Source organism: Sphingobium cloacae (genome assembly GCF_002355855.1).
GTDB classification, from domain to species: Bacteria; Pseudomonadota; Alphaproteobacteria; order Sphingomonadales; family Sphingomonadaceae; genus Sphingobium; species Sphingobium cloacae.
Map to the genome: position 1 here is coordinate 135,711 of NZ_AP017657.1, position 16,002 is coordinate 151,712.

Below are 16,002 nucleotides of genomic sequence, written 5' to 3' on the forward strand. Positions count from 1 at the left end.
AGATAGATTTTTGAAGGCGCCGAAGGTAGCGGTCAGCTGCGGTTTTTGAAGCGCCAGCTGTCGTTGCCCGTCTCGATGATATCGCAGTGGTGGGTGACGCGGTCGAGCAGCGCCGTAGTCATCTTGGGATCCCCGAAGACGGTAGGCCACTCGCCGAAGGCAAGGTTGGTGGTGATGATGACGCTGGTGCGCTCATAAAGCTTGCTGATGAGGTGGAACAGCAACTGCCCTCCCGAGCGTGCGAACGGCAGATATCCAAGCTCGTCGAGCACGATCAGATCGAGCCGCGACAGCTGCGCCGCCAGGGTCCCGCCTTTGCCGATCCGGGTCTCCTCTTCGAGGCGTGTCACCAAAGAACCCCGCGACATCCACATCTACGAGCCATTTCACCCCCGTCCATACGGCTTTGACGTGTTCAAGCGCCGTATGACACGACCGGCCCGGCCGGAATCCATGGGAGGCGTTCGAGAACACCGGTTCATAGATCCGTTCGAGCAGTTGCCGCGCCACTTCCTGAACGAGGCGGTCGTCGCGCGTGGGAATGCCCAGCGGACGCCGTTTGCCCTTGCCTTTCGGGATAAACACCCGACGCACTGGTTTGGGATCATAGGTCCCTGCCGTCACGCTGGCGATAATCGGGTCGAGGTCTTCCGGTCCGAAGTCCGCGAAGGTCTCGCCGTCAATACCCGGCGTCATCGCACCCTTGTTGGATCCGATCTTCTGGAGCCCCTCCTCCCAAAGGAGGCGAGACCCCATCAGACGATAGAGTCCATTCACCCTTTTGCCCGACGCAACGAGCGCCGGAATGGCCTCCAACCGGCCTTTCACAGTTTCTGGCAGCATCAGCACACCCCATGATCGGTGGTTGAAGAATCACAGCTGCCGCCCTTCCCCCGGTCTTCCCCGCTTTCGGCCCGATCGCTCGAGACCTTATACAGTTGCACCGCCGCCTCCGAAGAGGTCGATGTCCCGGGCATTACCCCGGGCATTTGAGTAATATGGCGGCTCCGTACCCATGCAGGCCGGCAGAAGCCGCCTGTTTAGGGCATCCCGTAGTTACGCTGAATGGAGATGCGGCGCGGTTAGGTGTCCCGTTCGTCCACTAAACCCCTCGACGAGAGGCGCACCGGATGGGCTGAGAAACAGGCGGCCAAGACATGAGACCGCTGTCATCATCCGGACCTGGCGTGACAGTCGCTTTCGCCAGTATCGCTATATAGATTGCTGCAGACTGGGATTTAAGCAGTGTAGCCTTCACCATACGCACCTTGCCCTGACCGTCATCGCCTCCATTTGCGACTAAGACGCATCTGGCCTTTTCCGAACATGCTATTGTTCCCCGTCCCTTTCGGGATTTCAGACCTTGTGAGGCCCGAGGTTAGTCCGGCGAGCAGAGGCATTCTCAACTTACCTCATCATCACTGATACTCCATTTCAGCGCCGCAACGGCGCACTATCCTTGTACCCGAACTGGTGGCCATCGCGCGAGCGTGGATTCCAGCGCACCAGGCACACTACCGCGAAAACGTTGCCGGCAATGCCGTCCACGATTTCCTGGGCTGCGGCGTAATAGGTCCGATTTCCCGGACAGGAGGACGCGAGCACCCTGAGGCCGCGTTTCGTGCCGTCCTCGAGCGTGTTTTCGTAGGTAAGCTGCGCGTCGAGATAGGATTTGGCGGTCTTGTGGCCGCCCATCGACGTAAAGGGCATGAAGAGCCATCCCATGATGAGTCCTTTCTTGAGGAAGGAAACCGGCCGCTGGCCGTTTCCGGTTTGAGGATCGTCGGGCCGCGAGCGCTGGTCAGCAGGCGAACGCCCGCGTATCAAAGTCGCAGTATTTTCATGTCGTGCGGATGTGACCTTCCGCACCCGTCATTGTCGGAGAAGTCATGCTCGCCGCGTCGGCCATTGAGATAATCGGCGGCACGCCTTTGATCGCACTGGATCGCATCTACACGGGTCCTGGTCGCATCATCGCCAAGGCCGAGTTCCTGCTGCCCGGGGGAAGTGTGAAGGACCGTGCCGCCAAGGCGATCCTGCTTGCCGCAAGAGAGGATGGCCGGCTGAAGCCGGGAATGCCGGTCGTGGAAATGACGAGCGGAAACATGGGCGCCGGACTGGCGGTGGCATGCGCCGCGCTCGGCCATCCCCTCGTCGTCACGATGTCGGCAGGCAACAGTCCGGCGCGAGCGAAGATGCTCGAAGGACTCGGCGCCGAAGTGGTGCTCATCGCCCAGGTGGATGGAAGCCCGGGCCAGGTGACGGGTTCCGATGTCAATGCTGCCGCACAGGCGGCTTGCGCGATCGCCCGGGCGCGTGACGGTTTCTACGTCGATCAGTTCAACGCTGCAGAGGGGATCGCAGCGCACGAGACCACGACAGGCCCGGAGATCCTGGCGCAGTTCGGTGGCCCGGTCGACGGATGGGTTGCAGCGGTCGGCACGGGCTGCACCTTCGTGGGCGTTGCAAAGGCGTTGAAGCGCGCCAATCCCGGTACGGTCTGCGCCGCTGTCGGACCGCTGAACGCGCGGCCGCTTGCCGGAGAACCGGTGCTCGACGCCCGGCATAAACTCCAGGGCATCGGTTATGGCACGGTTCCGCCGCACTGGGATCCGTCGCTGATGGATATGAGTGTCGGCATCAGCGATGATGAAGCTGAAGAGTGGCGGCGTACTCTGGCCCATCGCGAGGGCCTGTACGTCGGCTATTCTGCCGCTGCGAACGTCTGCGCCGCGGCAAAGCTGCTGGCATCGGGGCGGTTGACGGCTGATGCCGTCGTGGCAACGGTGCTTTGTGATACCGGCCTGAAATACTGAACCTCGGCGTGGGGGTGGCCCCGATGGACGTGCATCCGGTCGGCTGCCGGCTGCGCCTTGCTCGCCGCGCCGAAGCTTTTGAGATACGCGAAAGCCTGTTCAGCCTTGGCGGCAGCGTGGATGATCGCGGTCTTGTCGCCGCGGAGGATACCGAGCCAATGCGCCACATAGCTCGCATGACTGTCATGGAGGACGTTGGGCAGACCAAGGTCAGCACAGCAGAGCCCCGCCCCGATCTCGGCGACCAGTTCTTCGAACGCATAGGCCTTGTCGCCGAAGCGCTTGCCGAAGGTCCGTGCGAGTCGGCTGGAATGGCCCGACCAGTGAACCGTCTCGTGGCAACGCGTGGACGCATAGTGATCCATGCTGCGGAAGGCCGTTCGGTTCGGCAGCTGGATATGATCGAAGGTCGGTGTGAAGTAGGCTTGGTTTCCGCCATGGCGAACGTCGGCAGGGATTCCCGTGAAGAAGGCGTCGATCGCCGCCTGCCGCTCGGACGGGATCAGAGGCTGCTCCGGTTCGTCAGAGGGGTAGAAATAGGCTGGAAGACCGTCGATCTGATCGGCGTTGAACACGATGTAATGGCGCAGGAACCGGATGCTCCGCTCCACTTGCTTGCCGGTTTCGGGGTGCTCCTCACGCTTCTTGAACGAGGAATAATAAACCGAAAGCGCGCCGGTTTGACCCTTGCGGACGTGCCCGCCTAGCGTTTCCGCCTGGCGCCAGGTCATCCAGTAACGCGAACGATAACCCTGGGCATCGCCGAGCGCCCAGAGATAAAGCGTATTGATGCCCTGATACGGCGTGCCGCAATGACGCAGCGGGCGTCCGCCCGCCCCGTTCAGCCGCCAGGGCCTCGACCAGGGCGGAACACCCTCCTCGAGCTTGCGGATGATGAGGTCGGTGATTTCGGCGGCGACATCGCGGCTCGTGCGTTTCGCAAGGGACATGGCGCTTCTCCGTGCGGAAGGGGAAAAGGCCGCCGGCACGGGACCACGCGCCGGCGGCAAGGCATCCAGGAGAAAGCGGCGTCAGGCCGCGAGAGCGTCCTGATCGGGCGATTCCGCTTCGATTTCGCAGGCACCGGACACTGTCTCGTCGACGCCAGCCACGCCAACCTCTTCGGCATCCTCGGGCTCGACGATCGCCTGCTCTTCAGGATCGCCTTCGGCGGGTTCGAGATCGTCCGCCTCGGTCTTGTCGAGGAAGCGCATGGCGTCGGGCACCCAGGCAAGCGCCGCGTCCCGGACCTCGGGCTCGACGATCGCTTCGCCCGCGAAGAGCTTCGCGCACGATTCCGAGATCTCCGACTTCTTCATCGTCGCGTGGCGCGCGGTCAGCGCCACGCCGCCGACATCGGCGAGCAGCGTCAGGATCGAGCCCTTGCTGATGCGGTCGAAGAAGTTCTCGGATGTCGGCCGCCACCAGCTTGCGACATCGACATCCATGATCGTCGCCAACCGGTTGTGGAGCGGACACTGCTCGGCGCGGTAGCTCGCCTTCGCTTCGAGCGACATCGCCACGATGTAGGCGAGCCAGGCCGCCTTGCTGTCGTCGTCGAGCGCCCGGAACGCCTCGAACCGGTCGACCTCGGACTTGTGCTCCAGCCAACTCGCATCGAGCCCGTCATGGGCTTCGGCGAGATAGCCCCGCGCGCGGGTCGTCGGCTGGTCGCCACTCACCGGATCCTGCGGCGAGCGAGCGCGAATGGTCGAGCCATAGGCGCTGAACGTGCTGGCGCGATCGTCAATCATGACGAAGAGCGCATAGTCGAGCGCCAGGGCCGGATGGCTGAGCAGGGTCGCTGCGAGCACGTCGCGCCGCTGCATCGCCAGCTCATCGTAGAGCCGGGCGCTGAGCGGCTTGCCGCCCGGGGCGATCGCTTCGGGCGGCGGAGCAGGCGGCGTGTAGCTGCCGCCCGGGCCGGTCGAACCGCCACCGCCGGCACCATCGCCGTGGTCGTCCTCGCCGTTTTCATCAGCGCCGCCGATGCTGACCGGTTCCTCGCTATAATATTCGGTGTCGAGGACCATCTCGCCTCTGGGCGTCAGCTTGAGAAACGCGCCGACGAGCGGCTTGATCTCGTCAGGCAGCACCGGCGGGATGTTGTGGAGCGCGTGTTCTTCCTCGGACAGGGCATCATATTCCTGGTCGAGCGCCTTGTAGGCATCCTCATCGATGGTCTCGTCATCCATCTCCTCGGCGATGGCTTCCTGCCGCTGTGCAATCGCATCGAGGCGGGCCAGCTGCGCCTCGGTGAAATCAGGCTGCGGCAGGATCACCCGGTAGAGGCCGGTCGCCGCGCTATGCGTGTAGTTCGACGCAATCGGCCGGATCCAGGCGAGACCGAGTTCCTCGCCGATCCGCTTGGCTTCCGCTTCCATGATGTCCGCGGCGAGCCGCTGCGCGATCTCGGGGTTCACCCACTTGTCGCCGCTGTCGCTGAAAAGGTCGCGGTCGATCTTGCCGCCAGCCTCGGCATAGCGGTCCTCGCCGACCAGGATCGCGACCGGATCGGTCGACTTCATCGTTTCGTTGGCGATGACGCGGCGGATAGTGTCGGCATTGGCATAGCTGGTGCCGTAGCTGTTCCAGACGAGAAGCTGCTTCTCCTGGTTTTCGGTCGAGGCATAGGCCTTGGCGACGTCCAGCGTGATGGTGCCTTCGCTCAGCGCCTCGAAGATGGGCTCGGCCAGGGTCGCGAGCCGCAGGCGGCCCTCGACGAACCGACGGGTGAGGCCGAAGCGCTTGGCGACACCGTCGATATCATTATTGAGACCGATGAAATACTGGAACGCGCGGCATTCCTCGGCAGGCGTCATCTTGAGCTGATGGAAGTTGGCCGCGGTCGAGGTCTCGGACAGGGTCGCCTCGTCGCCGACGAGAACCTTGACGGGAACATCGTAGGTTTCAGGGTCGATGGTGCCGCGCTCGGCGAGCATGAGCAGACCGCGCAGGCGGCGACCGCCATCGAAGACCTCGAAAGTGCCGCGCGGCTTTTTCACAGGCGTGACGAGCAGGTTCTGGAGTACGCCGCGAGCTTCGAGATCGGCGGCCATCTGCGGTATTTCCAGCAGGTCGTCGGGCCGCCTGCGGACATTGATGGGAGAAAGCGTAAGCTTCGAGAGCTTAACGGTCGTGGTCATCGGAGGAACTCCTTCTGGCATCCGGATCAGCCCGGACACCAGCATCACTCCCCCTTCCCTCTCGAACCCCGGGGCGCCCCGTGGGCGTGGCTTTTTTCCGCCGGACAACCTACATTGTCTTCTCTTCCGGCCTCGAAAGAATATGATCTGCGGTGACCTCCACGACGCTCCGTTTGAACATGCCGCAATGGCAGGGTGGCGATGAACCCGCCTATAGCTTTGGTTCCGAATTGTTGCGCTGGCTTGCCCCGCCGCATGACGGCCCCGAGGAAACCGTGGCGGTTCCGGAACCGGACGGAAGCTCCCCGCCGGTTAGCCGTGGCATCAAGTGGTGCGCCGCCCTCTTGTCTCAAGCAAGAGCGGCGCGCGAAGCCATCGAGCGGCATGCGCCCGATCGGATCGTGACGCTTGGCGGCGACTGCCTGGTCGATCTTGCGCCGATGGCGTATCTAAGCCGCAGATATGGTGAAAAGCTGGGCGTTCTCTGGCTCGATGCCCATCCCGACGTGATGAGCGCTGCCGAGTTTTCGCACGCCCATGCCCATGTGCTTGCCCTGCTGCTTGGCCGGGGCGACGAGGCTTTCACGGCAGAAGTGCCCCGCAAGCTGGACGCCCGGCGTGTGATGATCGCCGGCATGCAGGGATGGAACGCGGATGAAGACCTGATCCTGAAGGAACTGGGCATCCGGCATATCCCGCCAGCCGTCCTTGCTGACAGCAGCCGGCCGATCCTCGACTGGATCGAGACCGAGGGAATCACGCATCTTGCGGTACATTTCGACCTCGATGTCCTCGATCCGGCTCATTTTTCTCCGCTGCTGTTCAACAGGCCGGGCATGCCGGAGGGGGCCTTCGATGGAATAGAGCAAGGCCGTATGCAGCTGGACCAGGTGGTGCGCCTGTTGAAAGAGATCGGCGCGGCAGTGGATATGGTTGGCCTTGCCATCGCCGAACATCTGCCATGGGACATGCTGCGCCTGAGAAACAGCCTTGCCGAGTTACCCATCATGAAATCATGAAACTCACTGTGGGCTGAAACCGCCCCGAGTTTCGGAATACCAATGGCGCACCACTCGCGAAGCTATCCTCGCCGCTTTGGACACGCCCTCCCCCCGATCTCGAGGTAAACGTCGTCACCGCTACGCGATGCTTCACAATCTGAATGTGACGGACTTCTCCTGTGAGAGCGGCGCTGACCGCCGATGAGACGTCATTAGAGGGTGTCAATGACCAACGAAACCCGCAGTGCCGACTGTTTCGGTGACATCTCGTGCTTGATGCAGAATGCACACCAGCTGCGCTTCGTCATTCAGGATCGGAACGGACACCGTCTGCCAATAGCGCTCGAGAAACCGGCCATCGGAACCCCGCAGGTCATAGCGCTGTGCTTTCATGGCATGCTGGCGCCGTCCCTGTGCCGCGATGCGGATGGAATCAAACAAGCCTGCGACGCCGGTTGCATCCTCAAGATCCGGATTATCCGGAAAGACGTCAAAGAGCCTTTCTCCGGCCACTCTGCTGCGCTCGGTATAGGTGATGGCAGTATGCGCATCGTTGACGTCGAGGATTCGCATACCAGCCCTCGGATCGATGATCATCGTAGGCTGGGTAGAGGTCTCCGTCAGGCGTTGAAAAAGGCTCCGATCACATGATGATAGCGCGCCAAATTCAATAGGATATCTCTGCACGCCAAGTGCGGCGGCGTTGAGCAATGCAAGCTCGCGTTGAATTGAACGGATCTGCTGCAGCAGATAGCTGCGCTCGGTGTCGGCAACGTCTGCGCCCAGGCAGGCCCTGAATTTCTTCAAGTTTTCGTGCAGGATGAAGCGTTGCACATTACCCCCTAAGGTTTCAATTGTGCCTCGGATCTATGAACTTCTCCGGTCCCGAGAAGTTTCCCCGACTCGCTGGCATCTGCAACGCAATAAATACACTGAATGACCTCTGAGCACAGGAACGTCTCCGAGCCATAGTGGGTAAAGGATGACCACATGATTCGCCCAGCGAATGTCTGTCTGGGCCTTGTGAATGGCGGCGGCGGGCGCATTGTCCCGCCACTCCCCGGCCGATCGCAAGATAGGGAAATCAAGTTCTGCAATCTCGATCCGGCGCACTTCATGGCCTGCCGCCTCGCCGCCCGCCGCATAGGCATCCGCAAGCGCATGAACGTACCGGGTCCCGTTTGGGTCGGGATGCCCATCGATAATCGTGATGCGGGTCATGACATCTCCTGAATCCGCCATCCACGCATCGTCGTGCAATTGGGATTATCCCGGAGTGTCGGTGGCGACAGGCACCGGCCAGCCGAGATGAAATCACTTGAGCTATGAGGGGGAGCGTTTCTTCCTCGCAAGAGTCGGGAAACTGGCGGAGGAACCCTGATTACAATACATGCGACTGTGCGGAACGCATGGCCAATAGCTCTGCGGCCATGTTGGGGGTGTTCTCCCATGGGGCACTACACAAACGGAGGATCGCGGTGACCCAGAGAATATCGCCGCTTTCGAGGGGGGAAGAGTTTTGAGCGATTTTCGTTTCCTGCATGCCGCCGACATTCATCTCGACAGCCCGCTCCATGGCCTGTCGAGATATGAAGGTCTGCCCGAGGACGACATAAGAGGAGCCACCCGCGCGGCTTTCGACAATCTGGTACAACGCGCCATCGACGAAGATGTCGATTTCGTCGTGATCGCTGGCGACCTCTTCGACGGTGAGTGGAAGGACATGAGCACCGGCCTCTATTTCGCCCGCGCCATGGGCCGCCTGGATCGGGCCGAAATCCCGGTGTTCCTTCTCGCCGGCAACCATGATGCCGCCTCCGTCATCACCCGCAGCATTCCCTGGCCGCCCAATGTCCGCCTGTTCAGCGCGCGCCGACCGGAAACCCATCTGCTTGCCGAGCTCCAGGTCGCGGTCCACGGACAGAGCTTCTCGACACCGGCTGTCACCGACAATCTCGTTCCGTCCTATCCCGCCGCTGCGGAGCATCACTTCAATATCGGGATGCTGCACACCGCGCTGGCAGGCCGGAAGGGCCACGCCGATTACGCGCCCTGCAGCCTGGATGATCTCAAAGCCAAGCAATACGACTACTGGGCGCTCGGCCATGTCCATCAACACGAGATCGTGTGCGAGGCGCCTCATGTCGTCTTCCCGGGCAACATCCAGGGTCGCACGATCCGCGAGACGGGCCCCAAGGGCGCGGTGATCGTCACCGTGGAGGATGGTCAGGTTTCCTCCATCGATCGATTGGATCTGGATGTGATCCGCTGGCTCGCGGTCGATATCGACTGTACCGACGTGCCGGCCGATAGCATTGCGGAACGCATGCGCTCGGCGCTTCTTGAAGCGTGGCAGCACGGCGGCGATGGATTGCCGCTCGTTACGCGGCTTGTGCTGACGGGCGAGACCGACAGCGCCGGCGCGCTCATCGACAGCGCCGCGGACCTGCGCGACGTCGCGCGCGCCGTGGCCGCTTCGATCTCGCCCAATCTCTTCATCGAGAAAGTGAAGCTGCTCGTGACGAAGCCCGCCGCCGCCGGTGAGGTGATTGTCGGCGACGATCTCGCTGCCTTGATCGATCGGGCCGCCACCGATCCTCAACTGCACGAACTGCTGGCCGCGGACCTTGCGCCCTTCCTGCTCGCGGCGCAGAGCCTGCTCCCCGATGCCGACGAAGCGGACCTTCGCCGCTATGCCGGCGACGGCAAGTGGGACGCGGTCATCGGAACCGCCGCCCAGGCGCTCCGCTCGCGTTTGACGAAGGGGGACTGAGCGATGCGGTTCGCCACCCTGTCACTCGAGCGTTATGGTCGTTTCGAGGATTGCGAGCTTTCCTTTCGCCAAGGCGAGCCCGATCTTCACGTGGTGTACGGCGCCAACGAAGCGGGAAAATCGACCTCGCTTGCGGCGGTCTCCGATCTGTTGTTCGGTTTCCCGGCACGGTCTCCCTACAACTTCGTCTACGACTACGCCCTGCTGCGCGTTGGGGCCGTGCTCGAGGACGAGGGGCACAGCTTCGCTTGTCGCCGCAAGAAGGGGACGGCCGGGACACTGATCGATGCCGAGGATCGTCTCCTCGACGAAGCTATGCTGCTCGCCATGCTGCGGGGGCAGACGCGCGAGACATTCGCACTCTCCTTCAGCCTCGACCAGGATGGCCTGCGAGCGGGCGGGCGGGCCATGGTCGAGGCCCGCAACGACCTGGGCCGAGCCCTCTTTGCCGCAGGCTCCGGGCTCACGGGTGTTGCGGACGAATTGGCTCGCCTCGAGAGCGAAGCCGATGCGATCTGGGGACAACGCGCCGCGGCGAGGCGGAGCTTCACGCAGGCCCAACGCGATTTCGAAGCGCAGACCCGAGCAGTCCGGGACCAGGCCCTCAAGCCGAAGGCTTGGCTCGATGCCAAAGGCGCGGTCGCGGACGCCCAGCAGATGCTCGAAGAGGTTCAGCGGCGGCGCGACGAAGTTCTTGCCGAGGTCAGCCGCCTCGAGCGCATCCGCCGGATTGCGCCTGCCGTCCGTCTTCGCAGCGACCATCTCGCGGCGCTTGCCGCCCACATGGATACGATTGATATCGGGCCGCAGCGCGAGCACGCCGCCGAAGCGGCAATGGCCGAGATGGAGGCCGCTTCGCGTGCAAGGGCCGCCGCGCAGAATCTGGTGAACGAAGCCCGGGCACAGATCGAGGCGCTTTCTCCTGATCCGTCGGTCCTCGCCCACGACGCCGAAATCGACGCGCTGATCGCTTCGTCGGGCGCGGTGACAAAGGGTCAACAGGACTTAGCGCGTCTGAGCGAGGAGCGATCCGCATCGGGAGGTCTTGTCGCCCGGCTCCGCGCCGAAGCCGGCGCGCTCGCCTCCGATCCCCCCACCCGGATCGTAAGTTCCAGACTGCGCGAAATCGCGCTCGGTCATGCCGAGGATCTCGCGGCGCTCCGGCAGATCGACGAGAGTGAGCAGGACCTGGCTGAAAGGCGTGTCGCGATCGAGCGGAAGATTGCGGATCGCCCCCAAACAGGAAATCTGACCGCGATCGTAACGGCGATCGACCTTGCCAGGACCCTCGGGGCCGATGCGGACGCGCGCTGCGAACTGGCGCAGCGCAAAGCCGACCGGGCCGCGGCCAGCCTGGACGTGGCGCTCGCTCGGCTCACGCCCTGGAGCGGGGACGCATCGGCCCTGGCCGCGCTTCCCAGACTGGCACGGCACGAAATCGAAGACGTGCGATCCGTCCTTGCCGAGGCCGAGACCGATCTGCAGCGGGCAACAGACGCCGCTTCGCGCGCCCGCGAAGAGGCCGAGGCGCTCTCGCTCGAAATGGAGCAGCTCTCGTCGGGCGCTGCGGTGGCTGACGAGGAGATCACCGCGGTTCGAAGCGAGCGCGACGCGTTCTGGCGACCGCTGCGCGCGCACATGCGGCAAGGCATGGCCCTCCCCTCCCCTGATGAAGCTGTCGATGCTTATGAGACGGCAGTCGCTCGAGCAGATGAACGCGGAGATGCCCGCTACGCCGCCGCCGACGAGTCGAGCCGTCTGACGGTCATGGGTCAACGCCGGACCAGGCTCCTTCTGGCCGCTGACCAGGCGGACACGCGCGCGCAGGCGGCAAGCGATCGTCGCGAAAGCGCGCTGACGGGCTGGGCACGAAAGTTGGCGGAGGCGGGCTTTCCGGCGTTGGAGCCCAATCGGTTCCTCGGTTGGGTGTCCGAGCGGGAAACGGCTGAAGCAGCACATCAGGAGGCAATCGATGCCCACGACGATGCCAGGGCGATCGTTGCGCGGCGCAATGAATTGCGTGCCAGCCTGGTCGCCGCCCTCGCAGACGAGTCGGTGCCCAAGGGAGAAGACCTCCTGCCGCTGCTCGCCTTCGCCACACGGATTCGGCAAGCCGGCGAGGCGGCCGCCGAGCAGCACAGACTCGACGAGGCCGCACTCGTACAAATCGGGCAGGATGCGGAAGGTCTGCAGCGCCGCCGCACGCGTGTCGATGAGAGTATGGCGACGCGGATGGAGGCCTGGCGCGCGCTGCTGGTCGAAGCGGACATCGATCTCGACATAGCCAGCGCTCCGGCAACTCTCGACGTCCTGGACGAGCTCAGAGCCGCGATTGCCGCGCAGCGAGACCTGCAGACACGCATCGACGGCATAGCGAGAGACGCGCGTGAACATGACGAAAGCGTTGCGGCCCTAACCGAAAGGCTGGGGATTGCCGCCTCGGGCGGCGGAGTGACGCTACTCGAAGGGATGCGGGCCCGGCTCTCGGCGGCGCGCTCGACCGCAAGCGTCCTGGAGGCACTCGAGGAAAGCATTGCCGGCCGAAGCGCTGAGATGGCGGCCGAAGACGCACGGCATGCTGCGGCCTGGGCTTCGCTGACCGCGCTTCTGGAGGAGACGGGCGCTACCGACCTGCAGGGCCTGGGTGCGGCCATCGAGCGTTCGCGAGCAGCGCGCGCCCTGCGCCACGCGGTCAGCGAAGCGGAAGCCGCGATCGTCGCGGCGGGCGACGGCAAGGGACTGGATGAGCTTGTCGCGTCCCTGGAAGACGTCGATGCTGACGGTCTGGCCGTCCGAATCCAGTCGCTCTCGGGGCAGCTGACCCAGCTCAACGATGAGGTTGCCACTGCCGCAAGCGCCCACGGCGATGCCAGGAGAGTCTTTGCCGGTCTGGAGGCGCAAAGCGGCTCGTCCGCCGACGCGGCCTCGGATGCCGAGCAGGCCCGGGCCGAGCTCGCTGTTCTTGCCGAAGATTTTATCCTGAAGCGAACCGAGGCCGTCACGCTACGCTGGGCGATTGAACAATATCGCGAGCGCCATCAGGATCCCATGCTGCTGCGCGCAAGCGAGATCTTCCGCCGGCTGACGATCGGGCGGTATGCGGCGCTGCGGATCGACAGCGACGGACCCAATTCACGGCTCCTGGGGTTGCGCGACGATGGCAGGACCGTGGTGGACGTCGGGGCGATGAGCGAGGGAACCACGGACCAGCTCTTTCTCGCGCTTCGCCTCGCAGCTGTCGAGCAATCCATCGCGGCCGGTGTTCGCCTGCCCTTCCTCGCGGACGACTTGTTCGTCAATTTCGACGATGAGCGTTCCGAGGCCGGTTTCAGGGTGCTGGCGGAACTCGCGCGATCGACGCAGGTGCTGTTCTTCACCCATCACCCCCATCTGGCGGCGATCGCCCGATCTGTCGTCGGCGAAGACCTTCACTCGGAATGCTCCCTGGCCTGAGACAGCCGAGCGACCTTCAGATCAAGCCGCCCTGGACTGGCTGTTCGAATCCGGAACGCGCTGCTCCGACACTCTTTCGGCGCTTTGTGTACGCAACCTGCAGCGGCACCTGTCCTCGTCCCATTCGATGCGCGCCAGCGAATATCGGTGCCGCTGGCAATTGCCCGACGGCTTCGATCTAAGGCCGCATGACGTGGCGGAGGCTGCGGAAATGCGGCAGCGGGTCAAGGACGCCTTGAAGGACGGCAAATAGCGGAGCGCGGCCTCCAGCGCCTTCGCCCGGTTCTCGACTCCACGGCTCCCCAACTTGCGTTTTCTCGTCAGTATGATTATATTTTAATCGGACTGATAACAGGTGATAAACATGGCGACCGAGACGAAGGTATTGACCGCGCATGTCCCTCTGGGGCTCGCGGAAAAGGTTGAAGCAATGGCCTCGCGACTCGAACGCTCGCGCGGCTGGGTGGTGAAGCAAGCGCTCGCCGCCTGGGTCGATCAGGAGGAGGAGCGTCACCGGATGACGCTCGAAGCCCTGGAGGATGTCGATGCCGGACGGGTGATCGACCACCAGGCGATCACGGCATGGGCCGACAGCCTTGGGACGGACAAGCCGCTACCCTCGCCGGTCAAATGAAGATCCAGTGGACCAGCAAGGCGTCGTCGGACCTTGTGCGACTGCACGAGCATCTGGGTCCGGTCGCCCCCGAAGCGGCGGCGCGCGTGGTCCAGCAACTCGCCCACGCACCGGATCGGCTGATCGATTATCCGAGGATCGGCGAGAAGCTGGAAGCCTATGAGCCGCGCGAGGTCCGCCGGATCATCGTCGGCAACTACGAGATGCGCTACGAGATCGCGGCCGGAACGATCTTCATACTGCGCCTCTGGCATTGCCGCGAAAACCGCAACTTCGAATCGGAGCAGTAGCGAGGATGCGATCGACCACCGCCGCAGTCGCTTCTATCCTCAGACCAGACCGAAATCCTGAAATTCAACCTGCCGCAGTCGGCCGGACAGCCATTTCAGAGTAGCTCTCACGGGTTCCGCCAGTCCCGGTTGACCGACGATGGCACCAGGAATGTGGTCGGCTTCGATCCGCTGAAAAACTTGCACTTCGGCTTCACGGTCGGTGGGAAAATGGGGTGCGAGGTCTCGCCTCTCCTCTTCGCCGCCAGCGAACCTCGGCTCGCTCACGCACAAAATCGAAACAGAGACGGCGTCTTTGTTTCCGTCCAATCGGCCGTAATCACTGGCGTATGCCAAATGATCGGCTGCTGCCAGATCGCGGCGCGGCCATAAGCCATGCTTCACGACCCCAGTGAGATTCGCAGCTTGGGTGAAATGCAGCAGGAACCGCACGTCGCGGTCCAGGGCGATCGAGCGGATATGCGTCCTGCGGGCCTCGTTCATCGCAATGATCCCATAGACGCCTCCAATACCTCCGCCCAGTCTTTGACGCCGCGCGGCGCCATCCACGTTATCTCAAGACCGGGCCGAGCATATCGCAACGCCGCGCGTGCCGCCGCCAGTTCACCTTCGGCGTCATTGTCGACGGCGAGGATCAAGGATGTCAGACCTTGCGGCAGCAGGATCTGATCGAGACGCCGTGCACCCAAGCTCGCCCAGCAGGGAGCTCCTTGAATGAGGGTGAAGGCCCGCGCGGTTTCGAAGCCCTCGGCAAGCGCCAGGCAAGAAGCCGCCCGCCCTCCCCCTTGCCATGCCCCCTGCCCTGGCCGCCCCAGCATGAGCTTCATGCGGTACTTGCCGGTTTCCCGGTCGAGGAAGATGCGCTGGATGGCAGTCAGTCGCCGCCCTTCGCGCACGGCCACGAGCAAGGCGGGATGGAACGTGGTCCAGGGCTTGGGACGATAAGGACAGCGTGGATGAAATCGGAGATCATCGGTAGGCGGCTCGAGATGCCGCAGCGTCAGGTAACGCTCAGCGAGAGTGCCCGGGATCGGAAGCCCCTCCTCCCAGAGCCGTGCGGCATTGCCCGAAGCGCGCGCGGGCATGTCCCGGTAGGAGTAGTGTTGCCGGATCGGTATCCGGCGCAATTCGCGCAGGACATCTTCGCGATCACAACCGGCAAAGCAAGTGACAAGAATACCGCGATCGCCCTGACGGATCGAGAGGCTTGGTGTGCTATCAGCATGCGCCGGGCACAGGCACATGGCGGTGCGGCCATGCCAGGTGCCACCGAGAGCACCTACGAGATCGATGAGTTCCTGGGATGGTCGTCGGGCTGTAAGCGGCATGGCATTCCTCCTGCTTGCATGCCCCTGCCCCTCTCCCTCTTTCTCCCGGCCATCAGATCGCGGTCTATCTGTGCTCCGGGCTGCGTGCGCGGATCGAGGAAGCGCGAATAGCCACCGGGGTGCACGGCCGGTTTGCGGATGGGATTTCCTGCGAGCGGAATGAATGCCTCGATGGCGGTGGGCCTTGTCGCCGCCTATTCGAGCGCCAGGAGAACATCGTCAGCGGCAGTTCTGGCCCTGTCCGATTCGTGGACCACCGCCAACTCGGATGCCGCCGGGAAGGAATTTGAGTTCCATTCTCGAAGCGGCGACAAGACCGATCTATGCTTGCCGCCAATTCTGGCGATCACTTGATTCGCATGGAAACCGGAGCTTGTCCGTTCGCCCGGAATGATCCCGGACTCTCCATCTGAGAGCAGCGTTGTCCTTGCATGATGGCGCCAGCTGCTACCAATTTGACTAACCACCATCCTTTTGGCATAGCTGTCCGGGATAAGGGGTCTTTTTTCGACCTTTTTCACGAACCAAGGCCAATTTGGGTTGAGAAGGGGGACAACGCCC

General features: G+C 63.3%; 14 protein-coding genes and 3 pseudogenes. 8 read left to right on the forward strand and 9 right to left on the reverse strand.

All coding sequences use genetic code 11. The features are described 5' to 3' along the window. Positions 1 to 32: 32 nt before the first annotated feature. The 3 pseudogenes from SCLO_RS21290 to SCLO_RS21300 all read right to left on the reverse strand — a co-directional run. A pseudogene (locus SCLO_RS21290) lies at positions 33 to 353 on the reverse strand (ATP-binding protein); the annotation flags it as partial. Positions 354 to 411: 58 nt separating this feature from the next. Further along, positions 412 to 843, reverse strand: a pseudogene (locus SCLO_RS24080) (reverse transcriptase domain-containing protein); the annotation flags it as partial. A gap of 612 nt (positions 844 to 1,455) precedes the next feature. Beyond that, positions 1,456 to 1,725, reverse strand: a pseudogene (locus SCLO_RS21300) (DUF6927 domain-containing protein); the annotation flags it as partial. A 164-nt stretch (positions 1,726 to 1,889) separates the two neighbouring features. Between SCLO_RS21300 and SCLO_RS21305 the strand changes: the two are divergent. Then, a complete protein-coding gene (locus tag SCLO_RS21305; RefSeq protein WP_066522189.1) occupies positions 1,890 to 2,816 on the forward strand; it encodes a PLP-dependent cysteine synthase family protein in 927 nt (308 codons plus the stop codon). Here the strand turns inward: SCLO_RS21305 and SCLO_RS21310 are convergent. Then, entirely contained in the window at positions 2,705 to 3,766 is a 1,062-nt protein-coding gene (locus tag SCLO_RS21310) for an ArdC family protein (protein WP_081796477.1), read from the reverse strand. The genes SCLO_RS21305 and SCLO_RS21310 overlap by 112 nt on opposite strands. An 81-nt stretch (positions 3,767 to 3,847) precedes the next feature. Continuing rightward, positions 3,848 to 5,962: a ParB/RepB/Spo0J family partition protein gene (locus SCLO_RS21315; RefSeq protein ID WP_066522191.1), complete on the reverse strand. Its 2,115-nt coding sequence runs from the start codon at positions 5,960 to 5,962 to the stop codon at positions 3,848 to 3,850. A 179-nt stretch (positions 5,963 to 6,141) separates the two neighbouring features. Between SCLO_RS21315 and SCLO_RS21320 the strand changes: the two genes are divergently transcribed. Then, the gene (locus SCLO_RS21320; protein WP_051146802.1) at positions 6,142 to 6,981 is read left to right on the forward strand and encodes an arginase family protein; all 840 of its coding nucleotides are present in this window, start codon (positions 6,142 to 6,144) and stop codon (positions 6,979 to 6,981) included. A 204-nt stretch (positions 6,982 to 7,185) separates the two neighbouring features. Here the strand turns inward: SCLO_RS21320 and SCLO_RS21325 are convergent, their stop codons facing one another. Both SCLO_RS21325 and SCLO_RS21330 read right to left on the reverse strand, forming a co-directional pair. Continuing rightward, entirely contained in the window at positions 7,186 to 7,797 is a 612-nt protein-coding gene (locus tag SCLO_RS21325) for a PAS domain-containing protein (protein WP_020819394.1), read from the reverse strand. A 33-nt stretch (positions 7,798 to 7,830) separates the two neighbouring features. Next, positions 7,831 to 8,184 (reverse strand): NAD(P)H-dependent oxidoreductase, encoded by a 354-nt coding sequence (locus SCLO_RS21330; RefSeq protein ID WP_079640273.1) that lies wholly within the window; start codon positions 8,182 to 8,184, stop codon positions 7,831 to 7,833. Positions 8,185 to 8,482: 298 nt separating this feature from the next. Between SCLO_RS21330 and SCLO_RS21335 the strand changes: the two genes are divergently transcribed. From SCLO_RS21335 to SCLO_RS21350, 5 genes are all read left to right on the forward strand, one after another. Next, positions 8,483 to 9,736: a metallophosphoesterase family protein gene (locus SCLO_RS21335; RefSeq protein WP_020819392.1), complete on the forward strand. Its 1,254-nt coding sequence runs from the start codon at positions 8,483 to 8,485 to the stop codon at positions 9,734 to 9,736. A 3-nt stretch (positions 9,737 to 9,739) separates the two neighbouring features. After that, the gene (locus SCLO_RS21340) at positions 9,740 to 13,189 is read left to right on the forward strand and encodes an ATP-binding protein (RefSeq protein WP_020819391.1); all 3,450 of its coding nucleotides are present in this window, start codon (positions 9,740 to 9,742) and stop codon (positions 13,187 to 13,189) included. A gap of 127 nt (positions 13,190 to 13,316) precedes the next feature. After that, complete coding sequence (locus tag SCLO_RS24230; RefSeq protein ID WP_020819390.1) at positions 13,317 to 13,442, forward strand: hypothetical protein; 126 nt, start codon at positions 13,317 to 13,319, stop codon at positions 13,440 to 13,442. 111 nt (positions 13,443 to 13,553) lie between these two features. Beyond that, the gene (locus SCLO_RS21345) at positions 13,554 to 13,823 is read left to right on the forward strand and encodes a CopG family ribbon-helix-helix protein (RefSeq protein WP_020819389.1); all 270 of its coding nucleotides are present in this window, start codon (positions 13,554 to 13,556) and stop codon (positions 13,821 to 13,823) included. Beyond that, positions 13,820 to 14,113 carry a type II toxin-antitoxin system RelE/ParE family toxin gene (locus tag SCLO_RS21350; RefSeq protein ID WP_020819388.1) on the forward strand — a complete coding sequence of 98 codons (294 nt, stop codon included), beginning with the start codon at positions 13,820 to 13,822 and terminating at the stop codon, positions 14,111 to 14,113. Before SCLO_RS21345 ends, SCLO_RS21350 begins: the two co-directional genes overlap by 4 nt. 39 nt (positions 14,114 to 14,152) lie before the next feature. Here the strand turns inward: SCLO_RS21350 and SCLO_RS21355 are convergent, their stop codons facing one another. Beyond that, entirely contained in the window at positions 14,153 to 14,596 is a 444-nt protein-coding gene (locus tag SCLO_RS21355) for a hypothetical protein (protein WP_020819387.1), read from the reverse strand. Further along, complete coding sequence (locus tag SCLO_RS21360) at positions 14,593 to 15,441, reverse strand: DUF7146 domain-containing protein (RefSeq protein WP_066521295.1); 849 nt, start codon at positions 15,439 to 15,441, stop codon at positions 14,593 to 14,595. Before SCLO_RS21360 ends, SCLO_RS21355 begins: the two co-directional genes overlap by 4 nt. Positions 15,442 to 15,612: 171 nt before the next feature. On the opposite strand from SCLO_RS21360, the gene SCLO_RS21365 reads away from it, so the two are divergent. Then, a complete protein-coding gene (locus SCLO_RS21365; protein ID WP_020819384.1) occupies positions 15,613 to 15,795 on the forward strand; it encodes a hypothetical protein in 183 nt (60 codons plus the stop codon). Positions 15,796 to 16,002: the final 207 nt, after the last annotated feature.

Bases quoted from the DNA above. Each gene is read 5' to 3' on its own strand.
- SCLO_RS21305 (WP_066522189.1), top strand. From the start codon at position 1,890: ATGCTCGCCGCGTCGGCCATTGAGATAATCGGCGGCACGCCTTTGATC.
- SCLO_RS21310 (WP_081796477.1), bottom strand. From the start codon at position 3,766: ATGTCCCTTGCGAAACGCACGAGCCGCGATGTCGCCGCCGAAATCACC.
- SCLO_RS21315 (WP_066522191.1), bottom strand. From the start codon at position 5,962: ATGACCACGACCGTTAAGCTCTCGAAGCTTACGCTTTCTCCCATCAAT.
- SCLO_RS21320 (WP_051146802.1), top strand. From the start codon at position 6,142: ATGCCGCAATGGCAGGGTGGCGATGAACCCGCCTATAGCTTTGGTTCC.
- SCLO_RS21330 (WP_079640273.1), bottom strand. From the start codon at position 8,184: ATGACCCGCATCACGATTATCGATGGGCATCCCGACCCAAACGGGACC.
- SCLO_RS21340 (WP_020819391.1), top strand. From the start codon at position 9,740: ATGCGGTTCGCCACCCTGTCACTCGAGCGTTATGGTCGTTTCGAGGAT.
- SCLO_RS24230 (WP_020819390.1), top strand. From the start codon at position 13,317: ATGCGCGCCAGCGAATATCGGTGCCGCTGGCAATTGCCCGACGGCTTC.
- SCLO_RS21345 (WP_020819389.1), top strand. From the start codon at position 13,554: ATGGCGACCGAGACGAAGGTATTGACCGCGCATGTCCCTCTGGGGCTC.
- SCLO_RS21350 (WP_020819388.1), top strand. From the start codon at position 13,820: ATGAAGATCCAGTGGACCAGCAAGGCGTCGTCGGACCTTGTGCGACTG.
- SCLO_RS21355 (WP_020819387.1), bottom strand. From the start codon at position 14,596: ATGAACGAGGCCCGCAGGACGCATATCCGCTCGATCGCCCTGGACCGC.
- SCLO_RS21360 (WP_066521295.1), bottom strand. From the start codon at position 15,441: ATGCCGCTTACAGCCCGACGACCATCCCAGGAACTCATCGATCTCGTA.
- SCLO_RS21365 (WP_020819384.1), top strand. From the start codon at position 15,613: ATGGCGGTGGGCCTTGTCGCCGCCTATTCGAGCGCCAGGAGAACATCG.